Raw genomic sequence first — 20,090 nt, forward strand, 5'->3', positions numbered from 1 at the left:
TTTCGTCCTAATTATAATTGAGAATTACATGCTAGGTGTAATGTTCAGGCATCTACTTCGACCAAGTTCAAAACTAATCACGCACTATGAATTCCATTTGGTTTTTTGAAGATGTTAATCTATTTAAGGTGCTTTGTCCTCATAAATTTAAAGCATACAAGAAGAGTCACAGCTTTAATGCCTACAAAAAGAAAGATTATATCTACTTTGAAGAGGATGCCGCCAATAAAATATATCTCATAGAAAAAGGTAAGGTCAAAATAGGCTACTACAGTGAAGATGGCGAGGAGGTGGTTAAAGCTATTTTAACCAAAGGAGAGTTGTTTGGCGAAAAAGCCATTTTAGGTGAATCAAAAAGAGATGAGTTTGCTCAATCTTTAGAAAATATAACTTCCATTTGCCCAATAGGTGTGCAAACCATGCATGATCTAATGCGGGATAATCAAACTTTTAGCTTCAAAATATATAAGTTTATTGGATTGAAGTTTAAAAAACTTGAAAGACGTTTACAATTATTACTTTTTAAGGATACCAAAACCAGACTTATTGAATTTTTGGAAGAATTATGTGAGGATTATGGTTATGACTGTGCCAAAACAGGAGATCATGTCATTAAGCATCCATATACACAAAAGGATATGGCATCACTTATTGGAACATCTAGACCTACCTTAAATATCCTTATGAAGGAATTAAAGGATGAAAACTATCTTGAATTCTCTAGAAAGGAAATTAGAATTTACAAAAAAGCAGTTTAGTGTTAGCTAGCTAACATTTTGAATCATCACTTAAGTATATTTTTGAGTATTAATTTAAAAATATACGCAATGATAAAAAAAGTAATTTTTTCAGTATTAAGCTCTATGATCTTGTTCATGTCATGTAGTAGTGATGATGACAACAACATAGTTTTGCCTACAAATTCAGAACTAACAGTAAACTTAAATGGATTAGAGCCACTCGGGCCAGATTATGTTTATGAAGGCTGGATTATTGTAGAAGGAGAGCCCATTTCAACCGGAATATTCTCAAGTGTCACTTTTCCACAGTCTTTTACTGTTAATAGATCGCAATTAAATAATGCAACGATGTTTGTATTGTCAATTGAACCTGCAATAGATATAGATCCAGCGCCTGCTGCAACTAAAATTTTAGTCGGACCCTTTTCTGGAAGTTCAGCACAAGTTGATAGTAATAGTATCGTTGGAGACTTTAGATCCTCTTCAGGCACTTATATTTTGGCCACTCCTACGGATATGGATGATACCAATGAGGCCAGTGGTGTTTGGTTTTTAGATAACACAAGTGGTAGCCCTATGGTGGGATTGGATTTACCTACGCTGCAAAATGGCTGGAAATATGAAGGATGGGCTGTTATTGATGGTATGCCAGTTAGTACCGGGACGTTTACAGATATTATGGATTTTGATGACAACGCTGCAACGTCTCCATATAAAGGGGATTCGGGCAATGGACCAAGTTTCCCGGGAGAAGATTTTTTACAAAATGCTCCAAATGGTTTAAGCTTTCCAACAGATTTAAGAGGGGCAACAGTCGTCATATCGGTTGAGCCATACCCTGACAATAGCCCTATGCCATTTACTTTAAAGCCTCTAGCTCATGCAGTGCCAAATGATGCTATGGTGCATACTGCTATTAATATGGCAGAAGGCCCAACTGTTTCATTATCGGGAACAGTAACTAGATAATTTATTAATAGCACATATATTTTGTAAGTTTTAAGGTATAGTTTTGTCAAAGAAGCTATACCTTAAGTTGTTCTATGAAGTTTTTAAAAGTTAAATTCAGTAATATTTTATTTTTGGTCGTTATCATTTTATTGATTGTTCCAACTACGCGTAAACCTATTCAAGTATTTATTCATAAAGGTTTAGCTTTGATAAGTCCATCTAGCATTCATGAATCAAATCAAGCAACCTTGTCCAATTACAATTGGAATCTTAGGAGTAGTGATGGAAATATATATAATTTAAATCAAGCGAGAGGTCAGATTGTCTTTATCAATTTCTGGGCTACTTGGTGTCCACCATGTATAGCTGAAATGCAAAGTATTAATGAGCTTTATAAAGATTATAATAACGATGTGGTCTTTCTGCTGGTAACGAGTGAAAATGAAAAAAAAGTCTCAAATTTTATTTTAAAGAATAACTATGATTTCAAGTTCTACATGCCGTTAAGTGAAGAACCTGATTTGCTGAATACAACCAGTATACCTCAAACCTATGTTATTAATAAATTGGGCAATATTGTTATTGAAAAAAATGGTGCTGCCAATTGGAATAGCGAGTCAGTAAGATCCTTGTTAGATGACCTCTTAAAAAAGGAATAGCTTAAAAGTGCGCACGAGAAGACTCGAACTTCCACGACCTAAACGGTCACTGGCCCCTCAAGCCAGCGCGTCTACCAATTCCGCCACGTGCGCATTAATTTTGGTAAAAATAAAAAAAGTTAAGCATTTGCTTAACTTTTTGTGACCGGGCTGGGGCTCGAACCCAGGACCCTCTCCTTAAAAGGGAGATGCTCTACCAACTGAGCTACCCGGTCATTTGTTCTCTCTAATGAGGGTGCAAATATAAAATGTTTAATTAATAAAACAATACTTTTTTCAGATTAATTTTTGTTTTTTTGTTGAACAATTTGATAGTAAATTAATTATCAATTTCAATCTAGAATATGAATGTCATTTTAATAGGATATATGGGGTCGGGTAAGTCCGTTATTGGTCAAGAATTAAGCAAAACTTTACAGATGTCATTTGTCGATTTTGATAGTTTTATTGAAGAAAATGAAGGTTCCACAATTAATGAAATATTTGATAGTAGAGGTGAAATTTATTTTAGAAAAGTTGAACACCGGTATTTGAAGGAATTATTGAATAAAAGTTCTGATTCAATAATATCACTTGGTGGAGGAACACCTTGTTATTATAATAATATGCAAATTATCAAGGGTCTTGATGATACCGTAACTATATATCTTCGTGTTAGTGTTTCAGAATTGTCTAAAAGGCTTCTGAAAGAAAAGGACGTAAGACCATTGTTAAAGTATGTGAGTTCTATTAATGATATGGAGGAATTTGTTGGAAAACATTTATTTGAAAGAATCAATTTCTACAATCAAGCAGATATAGTCATAAATGGAAACAAAAGTCCGAAACAAATAGTTGAGGAGATTGTTCTGCAGTTATTCTAAAAAGGCCTCATAAGGCTTTGAGTCTAAAACCACATCTATATGTTCATGAAGCGAAGTCGACAACGAAATTCCCTTGAAATCGGCTTTTACGGGATACTTTTTATGGTTTCTATTCACTAGAACGGCCGTTTTAAATCGTTTTAAGGGGACTTCTAAAAAGTGCTTTACACCATAAATCAAGGTAGTCCCTGAATTAAGGACATCATCAATCAGTACCACAGATTTGTTGGTGTAATCTTCTGTCTTTAATGAGGTTTTAATTGGGTTTCGAGGATTTTTTTTGTCAATCACAACACGACATAAAATAGGAGAAATAGGAGAGATTTTAGATAAAATAGCTTTTAGTTTCTTAGCCAAGATATAGCCATTGGAATCTATTCCAGCCAATATAACTTCACTTTCGTTAACATTACTCTCATAAATTTGATAGGCAATTCGCCTTATCTTATGCGTAATTTCATCGTGATTGAGAATAATGTTTTTTTCAACTGTCTCCATATAGATTTGTTTTTTCAAAGATAAAAGAGAATTTATTAGCAGCCGTATTTTTAGCCATCAAATTCATCAGTATAATCTTCAATATCTCGCCTGTCTTTTTTTGTGGGCCTTCCAGCACCTTTTTTTCTGTAGTAGTCCTTCGAAAACTGGATGAGTTCTTGAGCTTCAAAGGCTTCTTTCGGTGTGGTGTCCGTTCGGTAGATATCAACTAGTTTTGCTCCAACTCTGTTAGGTGGAATATCGTTGACAGTTAGAGTATAGTTGATTTGATTTTTACGTAATTGAATTTTATCCGTAGCATAAACCTCTCGACTAGGTTTAGCAATTTCACCGTTTACCCTAACATGTCCTTTTTTGCAAGCAGTCGTTGCCAAAGACCTGGTCTTAAAATACCTAACACACCATAAATACTTATCTATTCGCATACAATTGCTCTAAAAACAACGTTAATGTTGTTGTACAAAATTATTTAAATATTGTATCTTGCTACGCAAAAATAAGCAATTATGAAAATTAGAAAATTTAAATTACTAGTATTAGTTTTTTTAGTGGTTTTTGGAGCTTGTAAAAATGATGATGATGACTTTCAAGCTGTACCTGATAGACCAAGGGACGAAGTATATGAAGAGGATATAGCTGAAATCGAGGAGTTTTTAAGAACCCATTTTTACAACTACGAAGATTTTGATTTTACGGATCCTTACAGCCCAGCAAACGATTCTTTTACGGTAGTTTTTGATACCATTGCAGGTGATAACAGTGATAAAATACCATTGATGGATATGGTGGATTATAAAATCGTCACAGATAGTGATATTGATTACAAATTATATTTTTTAAGAGTAAGAGAAGGTTTGGGTGATGAAATACATTTCACCGATCAAGCTTCATTAATTTATGAAGGGAGTACGACAACTGGTTTTGTATTTGATAGTACTGTAAATCCTATTCAATTAAATCTGATAACGGTTGGCTCGCAGTTAGGAGTTGTGCCTGGGTTTCAGCAAGGTGTGATTGAGTTCAAAACAAGTACGGGATATACTAGTAATGGCGATGGTACTGATACGTATCATAATCATGGGATAGGTGCTATTTTTGTACCATCCGGACTTGGATATTTTTCATTACCAATAGTTGGTGTAGATAGTTATACGCCGTTGATCTTTAAAATTAGTTTACTGGATAGAACCTTAGTCGATCATGATTTTGATAAAATCATGTCTTACTTGGAAGATTTGGATGGTGATGGTGAAGTTTATGATGATGACACCGATGGCGACCTATTACCTAATTTTATAGATAATGATGATGATAACGATGGCTACCTGTCTAGAGATGAATTTGACTATAATGAATATGTAGTTGACACCAATATGGGAGAAACAGAGCCTACTTTAGCTGAAAATGAATTTGAATATGACAGAAATGAATCAGGTGGTATAATTACCATAAATACGTTTGTAATTACTGATTCGGATGGAGATGGTACTCCTGATTATTTGGACAGGAACACAATACCTGAATAGAGAAAGTATAATAATTAAAGCCGCTGCATTTTGAGAACCTCAATGACAGCGGCTTTTTTTTGTTTGTTACAAAATGAGAGATAAACTCAATATTAACTGGTCGGGTCTTGTATCAATCCTACTAACTCCCAGTCCATTGTTATTAAGGAATGTAGCTTCATTGTCCGAGAAACCACGTTCGTAACGTAAATCTATACCTAACTTTTTTAAGCTGAACCCAATACCAAAGTTTAGACCTACAGTGAAGTCGTTTTCAACTTCACTAATCGATATACCATCAAATTCCGTATCAAGAATATACTGAAGCGAGGGACCTGCGAATACGTTTAAATGTTTGAAAAATGTTATTCCGGCCAAAAGAGGAGCATCAAGTTTTTGCATCTTGAAACTATCATTGTCATAATCGCTTTTGGTGTGCGTATAAACCAATTCAGGTTTAAAGTAGACTTGTTTGCCTACCTTGCCAAAAACTCCAAAATGAAAACCTACATTTCTATCGGGGTTTTTGGCATTGGCATTAATGGATTCAAAATAATCCCCGTTAGAGTTATAATTGATACCGCCTTTAAATCCAAAACCATTGGCAGTTTGAGCGCATAGTTGGTTAGAAAATAATAGAACAAGTCAGTAGACTTAATACTAAATATCTCATAATTGTTGTTGTTTTTTGATTACAACCCTTAAACGAGATTCTTGGCCTTTTATTTTCTTTCAATTGCTCTTTCAGCAGCTTTTACTATAGCAGCAGCATTCAAACCGTATTTTTTCATAAGCTGTGCAGGAGTTCCTGATTCGCCAAACGTATCATTGGTTGCTACAAATTCTTGTGGTGTCGGTTTGTTGGTTGACAATACTCTGGCTACACTTTCTCCCAAACCACCGAGATAATTATGTTCTTCAGCAGTGACAATACATCCCGTTTTGTTTACTGAATCTAAAATGGCTTTTTCATCTAAAGGCTTAATGGTGTGAATATTAATAACTTCAGCCGAAATACCTTTTTCATTCAATTCTTTCGCTGCTTCTAAAGCTTCCCAAACTAAATGGCCAGTAGCTACTATGGTTACGTCATGACCGTCGGTTAGGTGCAGAGCTTTTCCAATTTCAAAAGTTTGATTTTCAGGCGTAAAATTGGCAACTTTTGGTCGTCCAAAACGTAAATAAACTGGGCCATCATGATCAGCAATAGCTATTGTTGCAGCTTTTGTTTGATTATAATCACAAGGATTAATAACTACCATACCAGGCAGCATTTTCATTAATCCAATGTCTTCAAGAATTTGGTGAGTGGCACCATCTTCACCAAGCGTTAATCCCGCATGAGAGGCACATATTTTTACATTCTTACCAGAATAAGCAACACTTTGACGTATTTGATCATACACTCGGCCGGTTGAGAAATTAGCAAAAGTTCCCGTAAATGGAATTTTGCCTCCTATGGTCATTCCTGCAGCAAGGCCAATCATATTAGCTTCGGCAATACCTACCTGAAAAAAGCGTTCTGGATGATTGGCTTTAAAATCATCCATTTTGAGAGAACCAATTAAATCGGCACAAAGTGCTACAACATTATCATTGGTTTTTCCTAATTCAGTCAATCCTGCTCCAAATCCTGATCGTGTATCTTTACTTCCTGTGTTTGTATATGTTTTCATAATTGCTTTTTGATTGATATTAATAGTCACCTAAAGTTTCTGCATTTTGGGCTAATCCAATGGCTAATTGTTCGTCATTTGGAGCCTTACCATGCCAAGCATGCGTATGCATCATAAAATCAACACCATTACCCATTACGGTTTTAAGTAACACACAAACTGGTTTTCCTTGTCCAGTTTTTGTTTTAGCATCAGCCATACCCTTCAAAATGGCCTCAATATTGTTACCATCATTTATTTCAATAACGGTCCATCCAAAAGCTTCAAACTTGGCTCTTACATTTCCCATTGGTAATACATCATCTGTTGAGCCATCAATTTGTTGACCATTTAAATCGACAGTTGCAATAATATTGTCTACATTGTTTCCAGCGGCATACATAATGGCTTCCCAGTTTTGACCTTCCTGAAGTTCACCATCACCATGAAGACTGTATACTAAATGTGAGTCATTATTGAGTTTTTTAGCTTGTGCTGCACCTAATGCCACAGACATACCTTGTCCTAGAGAACCAGATGCAATACGTACGCCTGGCAGACCTTCGTGAGTTGTAGGATGTCCCTGTAATCGAGAATTGATTAATCTAAAGGTGTTTAATTCATCTATTGGGAAATATCCTGATCGTGCCAAAACGCTGTAATAAACAGGAGAAATATGGCCATTTGATAGGAAGAAAATATCTTCACCTATGCCGTCCATATCAAAATCATCATGGCGTTCCATAATCTCATTGTAAAGAGCCACAAAAAATTCAGCACACCCTAATGAGCCTCCTGGGTGGCCAGAATTAACTTTGTGTACCATACGTAAAATGTCCCTGCGGACTTGGGTTGTTAAATCTTCTAATTGTTGGATATTTGCCATGATAAAGAATTGATTTTTATGGGCACAAAAATATGCTTTTATCATAGCTTATAAAAGAAAATAAATTGTATTGTTAAAAAGGTTTGGCTATTGTTGATAAGTTAATTTAATTACAATTGTAATGCATAAAATATTCAGTTAATTATCTTTGTCGCCTGATGATTATAGCATATGATATTTGATTTAAAAACAAAGGATTTACAGTCAAAAGCACGGGCTGGTTTGATTACTACAGACCATGGTAAAATTGAAACACCCATTTTTATGCCTGTTGGGACTGTGGCATCAGTTAAAGGGGTTCATCAACGTGAATTAAAGAACGACATCAATCCGGATATTATTTTAGGTAACACTTATCATTTATATTTAAGACCGCAGACCAATATTTTAGAACAGGCAGGTGGCTTACATAAATTCATGAATTGGGATCGGAATATCTTGACCGATTCTGGAGGTTATCAGGTGTATTCTTTGTCCGCTAATAGAAAAATTAAAGAAGAAGGGGTTAAGTTTAAATCGCATATAGATGGTAGTTATCATGTGTTCACTCCAGAAAATGTGATGAAAATTCAGCGCTCTATAGGTGCTGATATTATTATGGCTTTTGATGAATGTACGCCTTATCCTTGTGATTATAATTATGCCAAACGTTCTATGCATATGACGCATAGATGGCTGGATAGATGTATCAATCATTTGGAGAAAACACCTTTAAAATATGATTATACTCAAGCTTTTTTTCCAATAGTTCAAGGAAGTACCTACAAGGATTTAAGGGAGCAGTCAGCAGAATATATTGCTAATGCTGGAGCAGTTGGAAATGCCATAGGAGGTTTATCTGTAGGAGAGCCAGCAGAAGAAATGTATGCTATGACTGAAGTTGTTACAAACATTCTTCCAGAAGATAAACCGCGTTATTTAATGGGTGTTGGTACACCAATTAATATTTTGGAGAATATAGCTTTGGGAATCGATATGTTTGATTGTGTGATGCCTACAAGAAATGCTAGAAATGGTATGTTGTTTACGGCCCATGGTACTATTAATATTAAGAATAAGAAATGGGAAGCTGATTTTTCACCTGTTGATGATATGGGAATCACATTTGTGGATACAGATTATTCAAAAGCTTATTTAAGGCACCTGTTTAGCGTGAACGAAAGATTGGGAGCTCAAATTGCAACCATTCATAATTTGGGATTCTATCTATGGTTGGTTCGAGAAGCTAGAAAGCATATATTAGCCGGAGATTTTACAGATTGGAAGAACAAAATGGTTAAGCAAATGGATAAGCGTTTATAATAGTATGAAGATATTAGATTGGTACATATTAAAGCGTTATTTGTTTACATTTTTTGTAATGCTATTGCTTTTTATACCAATTGGTATAACGGTCCATTTGGCTGAAAAAATTGGTAAAATTCTTGAGAATGAAGTGCCTTTCGGAGAGGTCATGCTTTATTTTTATGATTTTACTATCTATTTTGCTCATCTGTTATTCCCCTTATTTTTATTTCTTTCAGTTATTTGGTTCACATCAAAGTTGGCCAATAACACCGAAGTCATAGCTTTTTTAAGTTCAGGAGTATCATTTTCTAGGTTTTTAAGACCCTATATGTTTGGGGCATTTATTGTTGCTATTTTGTCTATTGCTTTGGGCCTGTATATGGCTCCATTATCTAGTAAAGGTTTTAATGACTTTAATTATAAATATTTGAGTAAAAAGAGCGCGGTGGATAATCTAAATGTTTACAGACAAATCAATGATAACGATTACATTTATGTAAGTAGTTTTGATGCTGCTCAAAGTTTGGGGCAAAATTTTACGTTGGAACATTTTGAGGATGATAAATTAATTTATAAGATTAGTGCATCGTCAATTAGATATCGTGAGAAGGATACCAGTTATCGTTTGATTAATTATGTAAAAAGAACCATAGCTGACGATAATGACATTATTGAAAATGCCAGAAGAAAGGACACATTGTTTTCTTTTGATCTTGAAGACTTAACACCTGTAGAGTATATTGCGGAAACCTTGCCTTATGGCGAACTCAACAGATTTATAGAAAAGGAAGAAAAAAGAGGGTCTTCTTATATCAGTCGTTATAAATTGGTACAATATCGAAAATGGAGTTTGCCCGTTTCAGTATTTATTTTAACCATCATTGCAGTGGCTGTATCCTCGATTAAACGTCGTGGAGGTATGGGTGTAAACTTGGCGTTTGGAATCTGTATTGCGATGGTGTTTGTATTCTTCGATAAGATTTTTGGTGTTTTAGCTTCACAATCTGATTTCCCACCGTTAGTGGCCGTGTGGTTTCCAAATGTTTTATTTGGTATTTTAGCTATTTACTTGCTATACAATGCCAAGCGCTAAACTTAAAAACTATCTCCATTTACATGTTCTGGTCTTTATTGCTGGTTTTACGGCTATTTTAGGCGAACTCATTTCGGTAGAAGCCATTCCATTGGTATGGTATCGTATGGTATTTGCCTTGGTGTTGATTGCTGTTTTCGCAATAATATCAAAAGCCAAAGTAAAGATTCCGTTGAAATCCATTTTAAAATTAAGTTTTGCTGGGGTTATTATAGCGTTACATTGGATTACGTTTTTTGGTTCCATCAAGGCATCAAATATTTCAATTGCATTAGTTATGTTTTCAACAGGTGCTTTTTTTGCGTCTTTAATTGAACCGATCATTTACAAGAGAAAAATAATTTGGTATGAGTTAATTTTTGGAGTGTTAGTCATTGTCGGTGTGCTTATAATTACTCAAAGTGAACTTCGTTATTTGACAGGGATTGTTTTAGGGATAGTTTCAGCCTTTTTAGCTTCATTATTTGCTGTACTGAACGGAAAATTTTTGGAAAAGTATACAGCCACTGTTATTACGTTTTATGAGTTTATAAGTGGTGTCATATTTATCAGTCTGTATTTGCTTTTTGCAAAATCAGGCTTTTCAACAGGGTTCTTTAAGTTAAGCACTTCTGATGTTTTTTACCTATTCATACTGGCATCAGTTTGTACGGCTTATGCTTTTATTGCATCTGTTTATGTAATGCGCTATGTGAGTCCCTATACAGTGGTTTTGACCTACAATTTAGAACCTGTTTATGGAATCATTCTTGCTATTTTATTATTTCCTGAAAAGGAAAAAATGAGCCCTAATTTTTATCTAGGAGCTTTTCTAATTATCGGAATAGTTTTATTTAACGGAATTCTTAAAAACTCAAAAAAACTAAAAAGGAAACAGTCATAACATTTTAACCGTTTAAAGTTTTTATATTTGTACACTAACTAAATTTAATAACAAATTTCTATGGAATATTTAGAATTTGAACTACCCATTAAAGAACTGGAAGAGCAGCTTGAAAAGTGTCAGATTATAGGTGAGGAGAGCGATGTTGATGTGACTGAAACCTGCAAGCAGATTGAGAAAAAATTAATTGCAACCAAAAAAGAAATTTATAAAAACTTGACACCCTGGCAGCGCGTTCAAATGTCAAGACATCCCAACAGACCATATACCTTAGATTATATAAAAGCTTTATTTGGTGATTCTTTTTTAGAGTTACATGGTGACAGAAATGTGAAAGACGATAAGGCTATGATTGGTGGATTGGGTAAGATTGGAGATCAAAGCTTTATGATCGTAGGTCAGCAAAAAGGCTACAATACCAAAACAAGACAATATCGAAATTTTGGTATGGCTAATCCGGAAGGTTACCGAAAGGCCTTAAGATTAATGAAATCGGCCGAAAAGTTTGGAATTCCTGTCATTACCTTAATTGATACACCTGGAGCATATCCAGGTCTTGAAGCCGAAGAGCGTGGTCAAGGGGAAGCTATTGCACGAAACATATTGGAAATGACACGACTGCAAGTTCCCATAATCACAATAATTATAGGTGAGGGTGCTTCAGGTGGCGCACTGGGAATTGGCGTTGGAGACAAAGTTTTAATGTTAGAAAATACATGGTATTCAGTTATTTCTCCGGAATCCTGTTCATCTATTCTTTGGAGAAGTTGGGAGTATAAAGAGCAAGCAGCTGATGCACTTAAACTAACAGCAACCGACATGAAGAAACTCAAGCTAGTTGATGAGATCATCAAAGAACCACTTGGTGGTGCTCACAGTGATCGTGAAAAGACATTTTTGGCAGTTAGAGACGCGATTTTAAAAACCCATGAGGAGTTAAAAAACTTATCACCAAAAGATTTAGTGTCCAGCAGAATGGAAAAATATTTGGAAATGGGTGTCTTTAAAGGATAACTTCCCTATAATCAATGTACATTAAAATCTGGAATAGTTTATTTCAGATTTTTTTATGCTTATCAACAATAAAATTAACTTATTAACAGTTAGATTGTTAACTTACAGTTGACAACCCAACTTCTTTAGCGCTTTATTTATAGCGTTGTTTTAATTACTTTCGCTTACATGAAACAACCAAACCAAATAAAAGGATATCAGGTGGACAAGAGCACCTTAATTAATCTTGAAAAAGGCAAAATACCCCCGCAAGCACTTGATTTAGAGGAAGTTGTACTTGGAGCGATGATGATTGATAAAAAGGGTGTTGATGAGGTTATTGATATTTTAAGTCCCGAAGCATTCTACAAGGAAGCACATCAATATATTTTTGAAGCTATTTTTCAGCTCTTTGAAAATAGTGAACCTATTGACTTATTAACCGTTTCTAGTCAACTTAAGAAAAATCAAAAGTTGGATTTGGTTGGTGGTGATTTTTACCTCATTTCTTTAACGCAAAAAGTGTCTTCTTCTGCTCATATTGAGTTCCATGCCAGAATTATTTTGCAGAAATTCATTCAACGAAGCCTCATCAAAATTTCGTCTGAAATTATTGAAGATTCTTACGATGAAACCCAGGATGTTTTTGATTTATTGGACAAGGCTGAAGCTAAACTTTATGAGGTTACCCAAGGTAATATCAAAAAATCTAGTGAAACAGCTCAAAGTTTAGTTATACAAGCTAAAAAGAAAATTGAAGAAATCTCCAATAAAGAAGGTTTAAGTGGTATTCCTACAGGCTTTTCAAAACTCGACAAATTAACATCTGGTTGGCAGGATAGTGATTTAATAATCGTTGCAGCTCGTCCTGGTATGGGTAAAACGGCTTTAACACTGTCAATGGCTAGAAACATTGCAGTAGATCAAAATATTCCTGTGGCGTTTTTCTCTTTGGAAATGGCATCAGTTCAATTAATCACACGTTTGATTTCCAGTGAGACTGGCCTATCTTCTGAAAAATTACGTACAGGTAAATTGGAAAAGCACGAATGGGAGCAGTTAAATGTGAAAGTAAAAGGATTGGAAAAAGCACCGCTTTATATTGATGATACACCATCACTGTCCATTTTTGATTCTCAGGGCCAAAGCCAGACGATTGGCATCGCAACATGGTATCCGATTGATAGTTATTGATTATTTGCAATTAATGACTGCTGGAGGAAGCCAAAAAGGAGGGAACCGGGAGCAGGAAATTTCTACAATTTCTAGAAACTTGAAAGCCTTGGCTAAAGAATTAAGTGTTCCTGTAATTGCGCTTTCACAATTGTCCCGTGCTGTTGAAACACGTGGAGGCAGCAAACGACCATTGTTATCGGATTTACGTGAATCAGGAGCTATTGAGCAGGATGCCGATATTGTAAGTTTTATTTACAGACCTGAATATTATAAAATTGATGAGTGGGATGATGAAGAGCGTTCTCCTACTGAAGGTCAGGCAGAATTCATTGTTGCCAAGCACAGAAATGGTGGTTTGGACAACATCCGATTAAAGTTCATTGGTCATTTAGGGAAATTTGATAATCTGGATGATTTCGATTCGCCTTTTGGTCATGAGTTTCATTCTAAAATGAACGCTGCTGCAAATGATGATACCTTTAAACCAGATAACTTCCCTTCAGCAAATGAGGCTTTTGGCTCACCTGATGATGAAGACAGCGACGTACCTTTTTAATAATTCCAGAAGCTAGTTATAAAATTAATCATGGATCAAAGACGAACCACGAATATTCTTTTATTGGTAATAGTAATTCCTTTAGTATTCTATTTACTGAAAATACTGTCGTTTATTTTTATTCCTCTGATATTTTCAATGTTTATTGCACTGTTGTTTCTACCCTTAATGCGCTGGTTAGGGAAAAAGCGCGTGCCAAAGCCTTTGAGTATCATTATCGTGGTTTTGCTGATTATTGGCGGATTAAAAATTGGAGCTGAATTGATTCAGATTTCAAGTCGGGAAATCCTAAATTCTGAAACGGATTTTTTTGTAAAAGCAGAAGAAAAATTTGATAATTTACTGGCAACGGCTCAAGAAACGTTTGGTTTTCAAATAGAGAACAAGCGAGAATTTATGAAAGAATTCATTCATAAAGAAGATATTTCAGTCACGATTGAATTTGTGAGGAAGTTTGTAACCATGATACTGATGACTGCTTTTTTTGTTGTACTATGGTTGGCAGAATCCATCAATATCCAAAAAGTTATTAATAGCACAATTTTAAAACAAAAGCATACCTCGGTAAAGGCTTTTATTAAAATTGAAAAGGATTTGATTACCTTCATTAAAGTGAAGTTTTTGGTGAGTTTGGCTACTGGTATTGGAACCGGATTGGCTTGTTTGTTCTTTGATGTCAGCTTTCCAATATTTTGGGGTCTGTTTGCATTTATTATAAATTTCGTTCAAATGGTGGGATCCATCATAACAGTTGTTTTATTATCAGCTTTTGCATTCATTGAACTGGACCCAACAAGTACGCTATTCTTTTTTATTCTTGCCATAACAGGTGTTCAGGTATTGTTTGGTTCAATACTTGAACCGATTTTCATGGGCAAATCATTTTCATTAAATGTGATTACGGTATTGGTAATGCTTATGTTGTGGGGTTATATTTGGGGTGTTCCAGGCTTGATAATGTCTATTCCAATTACCGTGTTCCTAAAAATTATGTTGGAGCAATTTCCCAATACAAAAGTTGTAGCAAACTTGCTATCGGGTAAGCACTAAAGTTTTATTCAGGTTAAATTTATTTTAAAACCTCTTTAAAGGTATATTTTTTGAGTATATTTCAAATATGAAAAAGATTTTACTGACACTTTTTATATTAATTTCTGTTAACTCATTTGCATCTTATATATTAATTCCAATGGATGCCGAAAGTCAAAAGAATCATTTAAAGGCTTATGGTATTACGTATTGGACATTGGAGCAGCAGTTAAAAGTTAAATGGCTTTTGAATTATCGGGGCGGATCTTTTTTGTTGCCAGATTCAGAACGCATTCAACGTGAATGCCAAATTCGAGGAGTTTCTTATGAGGTACTTTCAAATGCTAAAGCAGAATCTATTTTGGAAGAAATTTCTAGTCCCAGTAAAAATATGGAAGCTGTGGTATTGGAAAAAGCACCTAAAATTGCGGTTTATACACCCAAAGGGAAGTTGCCGTGGGATGATGCGGTAACTATGGTTTTAACCTATGCCGAAATTCCCTATGAAACCGTTTATGATGAAGAGGTTCTCAATGACGGTTTGTTACTATTTGATTGGCTACATTTACATCATGAAGATTTTACAGGGCAGTATGGAAAGTTTTATGGTAACTATCGAACGGCTGCCTGGTATATTGAGGAAAAAAAGGAGGCTGAAGCATTAGCAACCAAATTGGGATACAATAAGGTTTCAGAGGAAAAACTAGCAGTTTCCAAAAAGATACGAGACTATGTTATTGGAGGAGGTTTTATGTTTGCCATGTGCAGTGCTACGGATAGCTTTGATATAGCATTATCTGCAGAAGGTGTTGATATTTGTGAACCTATGTTTGATGGAGATGGAAGCGATCCTAATTATCAGTCTAAAGTAGATTATAACAAAACATTTGCCTTCAAGGATTTTACTTTAGAAAGAAATCCTTTGGTATATGAATTTTCTTCAATCGACATGACTCAAAAACGAAGAATTCCAAAAATGACAGATTATTTTTCATTAATGGACTTTTCAGCCAAATGGGATCCAATACCAACAATGCTCTGTCAAAATCACACGGCTTTGGTTAAGGGTTTTATGGGGCAGACAACAGCGTTTACCAGAGATGAGATTAAATCGAATGTATTGGTGATGGGAGAAAATAAGACTAATGGCGAGGCCAAATACATTCATGGTATTAAAGGAAAAGGGTTTTTCACCTTTTATGGAGGACATGACCCAGAGGATTATACACACAGAGTAGGTGATCCTAAAACTGAGTTGGACTTATATCCAACATCACCAGGTTATAGATTGATATTAAATAATGTGTTGTTTCCTGCAGCCAAAAAGAAAAAGCAAAAAACCTAAAGTAATCCGGCCCCAAGAGCTATAGAAATACTAATCAGTAATATAGCAACCAGTTTCTGAATAAATTCTAAGGTAATCTTTTTTAATAATTTATTACCAAAGTAGGCACCAATAATAGCGGATATTGTTGCACAAAGGATAAGCGGAATATTATCTTTTAGACCAGATTTTAAAAATCTGGTTGAGTAAATGGATATTCTTGTGAAATCTACAAAGGCTGAGATAACTACTGCAGACCCGATGAAGACTTCTTTTGTCAATCCAGCATTAATTAAAAAAGCACTTCTCAAGGCACCTTGATGACCAAAAAGCCCACCAAAAAAACCACTTAATAAACCACCAATAGGTAAGTGTTTTTTCTTAAAGTGGAGTTTTTTGAAGAAAGGGAGTAACTCTAAAATGGCAAATACAATTAAAAGAATGGCAATTATGAGTTTTACTGGAGTAATAGTAAATACTTTGGTGCTTATCTGATACTGATATAGCGGTTTTAAATCAGTAATATTTAATAATAAATAGGCACCAATAAATGATGCAATAACAGCTGGAAGCCCAAAATAAAGAAGTACATTTTTATTGGCATTTTTTCCAACCAACACGAGCTTGTATATATTATTAAAAAAATGGACAACACCTGTTAGAGCTATGGCTATTTCAACTGGAAAAAACAATGAAAAGACCGGAAGTAGAATAGTTCCTAAACCAAAGCCAGAAAAAAATGTTAAGATTGATGCTGCAAAGGCAACCAAGCAAATTATTATATATTCCATATAGTAAAATTATATTTTTTCTGAATATGCTTGCTCTTTCACTGGATTAAAATAATATAAAACAGTTCAAAAAAAAGACCGACTCAAGTGAGTCGGTCTTTTTATAAGCGAAATATGTTTTACAATAGGCGAAACGCCTTATTTTACTTTATTTACAATAGCCGCAAATGCTTCTGGGTTGTTCATGGCTAAATCGGCTAAAACCTTACGGTTTAATTCAATATTATTAGCTTTTAACTTGCCCATAAATTGCGAATAAGACATACCATGTAGTCTGGCACCTGCATTAATACGGGTAATCCATAAAGCACGGAATGTTCTCTTTTTATTTCTACGGTCTCTGTACGAGTATTGCATCGCTTTATCAACCGCATTTTTTGCTACTGTCCAAACGTTTTTACGACGTCCGAAGTAACCTTTTGCTTGTTTAAGAACCTTTTTTCTTCGGGCTCTTTTTGCTACAGAATTTACTGATCTTGGCATAATTTTAATTGTTTTTTGTAGTAGGCGATTGTTTCCAATACTTTAAATGAGCCTAACTCCAGGGTTTATAAATAATTTAACCGAACAATATTACTTTAAACGTAATTGTTCCTTAATGCTGTCAACATCATTCTCATGTACCAAAGTACTATGAGTTAATGCTAACTTACGCTTTTTAGACTTCTTTGTTAAGATGTGACTTTTAAAAGCGTGCTTTCTTTTGATTTTACCAGTACCAGTGATTTTAAATCGCTTTTTGGCACTAGATTTGGTTTTCATTTTAGGCATCTTTCTTCCTAGTTTTATTACTTCGCTTATTATCTTAAACCCGAATTAATCGGGTATTTATTTTGTTTTTTTAGGTGCAATGAACATGGTCATACGCTTTCCCTCTAATTTTGGCATTTGTTCAACTTTACCAAATTCCTCTAAATCTTGAGCAAGTCTTAATAATAATATTTGACCTTGCTCTTTAAAAACAATAGATCGTCCTTTAAAAAACACGAAGGCTTTTAATTTGGCACCTTCTTTCAAGAACTTTTCAGCATGCTTCTTTTTAAATTCGTAATCATGATCATCGGTTTGGGGACCAAAACGAATCTCTTTTATAACAACTTTAGAAGCTTTAGCCTTTAGAGCTTTTTCACGTTTCTTTTGCTCGTAAAGAAATTTCTTATAATCCATTACTTTACATACAGGCGGATCGGCTTTTGGTGAAATTTCTACAAGATCTAAACCTTGTTCATCAGCCATGGCTAATGCTTGTTTGGTTGAGTAGATACCTACTTCAACATTGTCACCTACTACACGCACTTTTTCGGCTCTGATTTTAGAGTTTATTCTGTGCTGATCTTCTTGATTTACTCGCCTGGGAGCTTGTTTTTTTCTACGTATTGCTATGGCTATTAAATTTTAGTTTAACTTATTTTAAAATTGCTTTAATGATTTATTTATGTCATTTTTTATTATTTGTGAAAAATCTTCTACACGTATCATGCCAAGATCTTCACCTCCATGCTGACGAACAGATATCATATTTTCCTGCTCTTCATTCTCACCAACAATAATCATATATGGGATTTTTTTCATTTCGGCTTCCCGAATTTTTTTACCCATAGTCTCGTTCCTATTGTCAATTAGGGCGCGAATTTCGTGATTTTCTAACAAATTTAAAACTTTTTTGGCGTATTTTTCGTATTTCTCGCTTATCGATAAGACGATAACTTGTTCAGGAACTAACCATAAAGGAAAGTTTCCAGCAGTATGTTCTAGCAAAATGGCCACAAAACGTTCCATACTTCCAAATGGCGCTCGGTGTATCATGACTGGTCTATGAATTTGGTTGTCACTTCCAACATAAGTTAAATCAAAACGTTCAGGGAGGTTGTAATCAACTTGTATGGTACCTAATTGCCATTGTCTTCCTAAAGCATCTTTAACCATAAAATCTAATTTTGGTCCATAAAATGCTGCTTCACCAGTTTCAACAACGTAATTTAGACCTTTGTCTTTAGCAGCATTTAATATGGCGGCTTCAGCTTTTTCCCAATTTTCATCACTACCAATATATTTGTCTGGATTTTCAGGATCTCTTAAAGACACTTGAGCTGTAAAGTTTTCAAAACCTAATGATCCAAATACATATAGAACTAAATCAATGACATTTTTGAATTCTTCATCTAATTGATCTGGCGTACAAAATAAGTGAGCATCATCTTGTGTAAAGCCACGTACTCGCGTTAAACCATGAAGCTCACCACTTTGTTCGTATCTGTAAACGGTTCCAAATTCAGCAAAGCGTTTAGGTAGATCTCTGTAAGACCATTGGCTACTTTTGTAAATTTCACAATGGTGCGGACAGTTCATGGGTTTTAATAAAAATTCTTCATCCTCTTTAGGAGTATGAATAGGTTGAAAACTATCCTCTCCATATTTGGCATAATGCCCAGAAGTTACGTACAATTCTTTTTGACCTATATGCGGTGTTACTACCATTTCATAACCTGCTTTCTTTTGAGCTTGCTTAAGGAAGTTTTCAAGGCGTTCTCTCAATGCAGCTCCTTTAGGTAGCCATAGCGGTAATCCTTGTCCTACTTTTTGTGAAAAGGTAAACAGCTCCAGTTCTTTGCCTAACTTTCTATGGTCTCTCTTTTTTGCTTCTTCAAGTAATTCCAGATATTCATTAAGTTCTTTTTGTTTAGGAAACGAAATACCATAAACTCGAGTGAGTTGTTTGTTGTTTTCATCTCCTTTCCAGTAAGCGCCTGCTACACTCAATATTTTAACTGCCTTTACTATGCCTGTATTTGGGATGTGCCCGCCACGACATAAATCGGTAAAAGTAGAATGGTCACAAAATGTTATCGTACCATCTTCAAGGTTGTCTACTAAATCAACTTTGTACTCGTTTTTACCTTTATAATATGACAGCGCTTCTTCTTTTGATGCGGCACGCATGTTAAACTCGTGTTTGCCTCTGGCTATCTCTAACATTTTATCTTCAATACGTTTGAAATCCTTATCAGAGATTGTTGCATCACTTAAATCAATATCATAATAAAAACCATTTTCAATGGCAGGACCTACCCACAATTTAGCAGAAGGATACAAATCCTCAATGGCTTGTGCTAAAATATGTGCTGAAGAATGCCAAAAGGCTTTTTTACCTTCATCATCATTCCACGTATATAATATAAGACTTCCGTTTTCGGTTAATGG

The 20,090-nt window shown here is 34.9% G+C and carries 20 protein-coding genes, 2 tRNA genes and 2 pseudogenes (1 of these 24 cut by a window edge); 12 read left to right on the forward strand and 12 right to left on the reverse strand.

The window, feature by feature from the left end; genetic code table 11:
* Positions 1–86 precede the first annotated feature (86 nt).
* From ACKXGU_RS13125 to ACKXGU_RS13135, 3 genes are all read left to right on the forward strand, one after another.
* Entirely contained in the window at positions 87–758 is a 672-nt protein-coding gene (locus ACKXGU_RS13125; RefSeq protein WP_463465736.1) for a Crp/Fnr family transcriptional regulator, read from the forward strand.
* 69 nt (positions 759–827) lie between these two features.
* Complete coding sequence (locus tag ACKXGU_RS13130) at positions 828–1,709, forward strand: anti-sigma factor (protein WP_463465737.1); 882 nt, start codon at positions 828–830, stop codon at positions 1,707–1,709.
* A gap of 74 nt (positions 1,710–1,783) precedes the next feature.
* The gene (locus ACKXGU_RS13135) at positions 1,784–2,350 is read left to right on the forward strand and encodes a TlpA family protein disulfide reductase (protein ID WP_463465738.1); all 567 of its coding nucleotides are present in this window, start codon (positions 1,784–1,786) and stop codon (positions 2,348–2,350) included.
* Between the two features lie 8 nt (positions 2,351–2,358).
* On the opposite strand, the gene ACKXGU_RS13140 is transcribed toward ACKXGU_RS13135, so the two are convergent.
* A tRNA-Leu gene (locus ACKXGU_RS13140) sits at positions 2,359–2,443 on the reverse strand.
* A gap of 49 nt (positions 2,444–2,492) precedes the next feature.
* A tRNA-Lys gene (locus tag ACKXGU_RS13145) sits at positions 2,493–2,565 on the reverse strand.
* Positions 2,566–2,694: 129 nt separating this feature from the next.
* Between ACKXGU_RS13145 and ACKXGU_RS13150 the strand changes: the two genes are divergently transcribed.
* Positions 2,695–3,213, forward strand: a complete 519-nt coding sequence (locus ACKXGU_RS13150; RefSeq protein WP_463465739.1) for a shikimate kinase — start codon at positions 2,695–2,697, stop codon at positions 3,211–3,213.
* On the opposite strand, the gene ACKXGU_RS13155 is transcribed toward ACKXGU_RS13150, so the two are convergent.
* Complete coding sequence (locus tag ACKXGU_RS13155; RefSeq protein ID WP_463465740.1) at positions 3,205–3,711, reverse strand: phosphoribosyltransferase family protein; 507 nt, start codon at positions 3,709–3,711, stop codon at positions 3,205–3,207. The two genes, ACKXGU_RS13150 and ACKXGU_RS13155, sit on opposite strands and share 9 nt — an antisense overlap.
* A gap of 50 nt (positions 3,712–3,761) precedes the next feature.
* Positions 3,762–4,136, reverse strand: coding sequence for an RNA-binding S4 domain-containing protein (locus ACKXGU_RS13160; RefSeq protein WP_463465741.1), 375 nt, complete (start codon positions 4,134–4,136; stop codon positions 3,762–3,764).
* An 81-nt stretch (positions 4,137–4,217) separates the two neighbouring features.
* Between ACKXGU_RS13160 and ACKXGU_RS13165 the strand changes: the two genes are divergently transcribed.
* The gene (locus ACKXGU_RS13165; protein WP_463465742.1) at positions 4,218–5,237 is read left to right on the forward strand and encodes an FKBP-type peptidyl-prolyl cis-trans isomerase; all 1,020 of its coding nucleotides are present in this window, start codon (positions 4,218–4,220) and stop codon (positions 5,235–5,237) included.
* Between the two features lie 66 nt (positions 5,238–5,303).
* Here the strand turns inward: ACKXGU_RS13165 and ACKXGU_RS13170 are convergent.
* The 3 genes and pseudogenes from ACKXGU_RS13170 to ACKXGU_RS13180 all read right to left on the reverse strand — a co-directional run.
* Positions 5,304–5,831 (reverse strand): annotated as a pseudogene (locus tag ACKXGU_RS13170) (outer membrane beta-barrel protein); the annotation flags it as partial.
* A 107-nt stretch (positions 5,832–5,938) separates the two neighbouring features.
* Complete coding sequence (locus ACKXGU_RS13175) at positions 5,939–6,892, reverse strand: transketolase family protein (RefSeq protein ID WP_463465743.1); 954 nt, start codon at positions 6,890–6,892, stop codon at positions 5,939–5,941.
* A 19-nt stretch (positions 6,893–6,911) separates the two neighbouring features.
* Positions 6,912–7,757, reverse strand: coding sequence for a transketolase (locus ACKXGU_RS13180; RefSeq protein WP_463465744.1), 846 nt, complete (start codon positions 7,755–7,757; stop codon positions 6,912–6,914).
* A gap of 171 nt (positions 7,758–7,928) precedes the next feature.
* Here ACKXGU_RS13180 and tgt point away from each other — a divergent pair, with 171 nt between their 5' ends.
* The 7 genes and pseudogenes from tgt to ACKXGU_RS13215 all read left to right on the forward strand — a co-directional run bounded on the left by tgt (position 7,929) and on the right by ACKXGU_RS13215 (position 16,119).
* Entirely contained in the window at positions 7,929–9,059 is a 1,131-nt protein-coding gene (tgt, locus tag ACKXGU_RS13185; protein WP_463465745.1) for a tRNA guanosine(34) transglycosylase Tgt, read from the forward strand.
* 4 nt (positions 9,060–9,063) lie between these two features.
* Positions 9,064–10,137, forward strand: a complete 1,074-nt coding sequence (locus ACKXGU_RS13190; protein WP_463465746.1) for an LptF/LptG family permease — start codon at positions 9,064–9,066, stop codon at positions 10,135–10,137.
* Complete coding sequence (locus tag ACKXGU_RS13195; protein ID WP_463465747.1) at positions 10,124–11,020, forward strand: DMT family transporter; 897 nt, start codon at positions 10,124–10,126, stop codon at positions 11,018–11,020. The genes ACKXGU_RS13190 and ACKXGU_RS13195 overlap by 14 nt, the downstream gene beginning before the upstream one ends.
* A gap of 60 nt (positions 11,021–11,080) precedes the next feature.
* Positions 11,081–12,034: an acetyl-CoA carboxylase carboxyltransferase subunit alpha gene (locus ACKXGU_RS13200; protein WP_463465748.1), complete on the forward strand. Its 954-nt coding sequence runs from the start codon at positions 11,081–11,083 to the stop codon at positions 12,032–12,034.
* Between the two features lie 168 nt (positions 12,035–12,202).
* Positions 12,203–13,745, forward strand: a pseudogene (gene dnaB / locus ACKXGU_RS13205) (replicative DNA helicase).
* Positions 13,746–13,775: 30 nt separating this feature from the next.
* The gene (locus ACKXGU_RS13210) at positions 13,776–14,795 is read left to right on the forward strand and encodes an AI-2E family transporter (RefSeq protein ID WP_463465749.1); all 1,020 of its coding nucleotides are present in this window, start codon (positions 13,776–13,778) and stop codon (positions 14,793–14,795) included.
* Between the two features lie 67 nt (positions 14,796–14,862).
* Positions 14,863–16,119 carry an asparagine synthetase B gene (locus tag ACKXGU_RS13215; protein ID WP_463465750.1) on the forward strand — a complete coding sequence of 419 codons (1,257 nt, stop codon included), beginning with the start codon at positions 14,863–14,865 and terminating at the stop codon, positions 16,117–16,119.
* On the opposite strand, the gene ACKXGU_RS13220 is transcribed toward ACKXGU_RS13215, so the two are convergent.
* The 5 genes from ACKXGU_RS13220 to thrS all read right to left on the reverse strand — a co-directional run.
* Complete coding sequence (locus ACKXGU_RS13220; RefSeq protein WP_463465751.1) at positions 16,116–16,889, reverse strand: TSUP family transporter; 774 nt, start codon at positions 16,887–16,889, stop codon at positions 16,116–16,118. The genes ACKXGU_RS13215 and ACKXGU_RS13220 overlap by 4 nt on opposite strands.
* Before the next feature lie 138 nt (positions 16,890–17,027).
* The gene (gene rplT, locus ACKXGU_RS13225; protein ID WP_103051780.1) at positions 17,028–17,372 is read right to left on the reverse strand and encodes a 50S ribosomal protein L20; all 345 of its coding nucleotides are present in this window, start codon (positions 17,370–17,372) and stop codon (positions 17,028–17,030) included.
* 90 nt (positions 17,373–17,462) lie between these two features.
* Complete coding sequence (rpmI, locus tag ACKXGU_RS13230; RefSeq protein WP_103051779.1) at positions 17,463–17,660, reverse strand: 50S ribosomal protein L35; 198 nt, start codon at positions 17,658–17,660, stop codon at positions 17,463–17,465.
* Between the two features lie 57 nt (positions 17,661–17,717).
* Positions 17,718–18,272: a translation initiation factor IF-3 gene (gene infC, locus ACKXGU_RS13235; protein ID WP_463467436.1), complete on the reverse strand. Its 555-nt coding sequence runs from the start codon at positions 18,270–18,272 to the stop codon at positions 17,718–17,720.
* A gap of 27 nt (positions 18,273–18,299) precedes the next feature.
* A protein-coding gene (thrS, locus tag ACKXGU_RS13240) for a threonine--tRNA ligase (protein ID WP_463465752.1) crosses the window boundary here: on the reverse strand, positions 18,300–20,090 show its 3' portion. Its footprint extends 147 nt past the window's final position; only the last 1,791 of its 1,938 coding nucleotides appear in the window; its start codon lies beyond the right edge, outside the window; its stop codon occupies positions 18,300–18,302.

The organism is Hanstruepera sp. CR43, assembly GCF_055227665.1.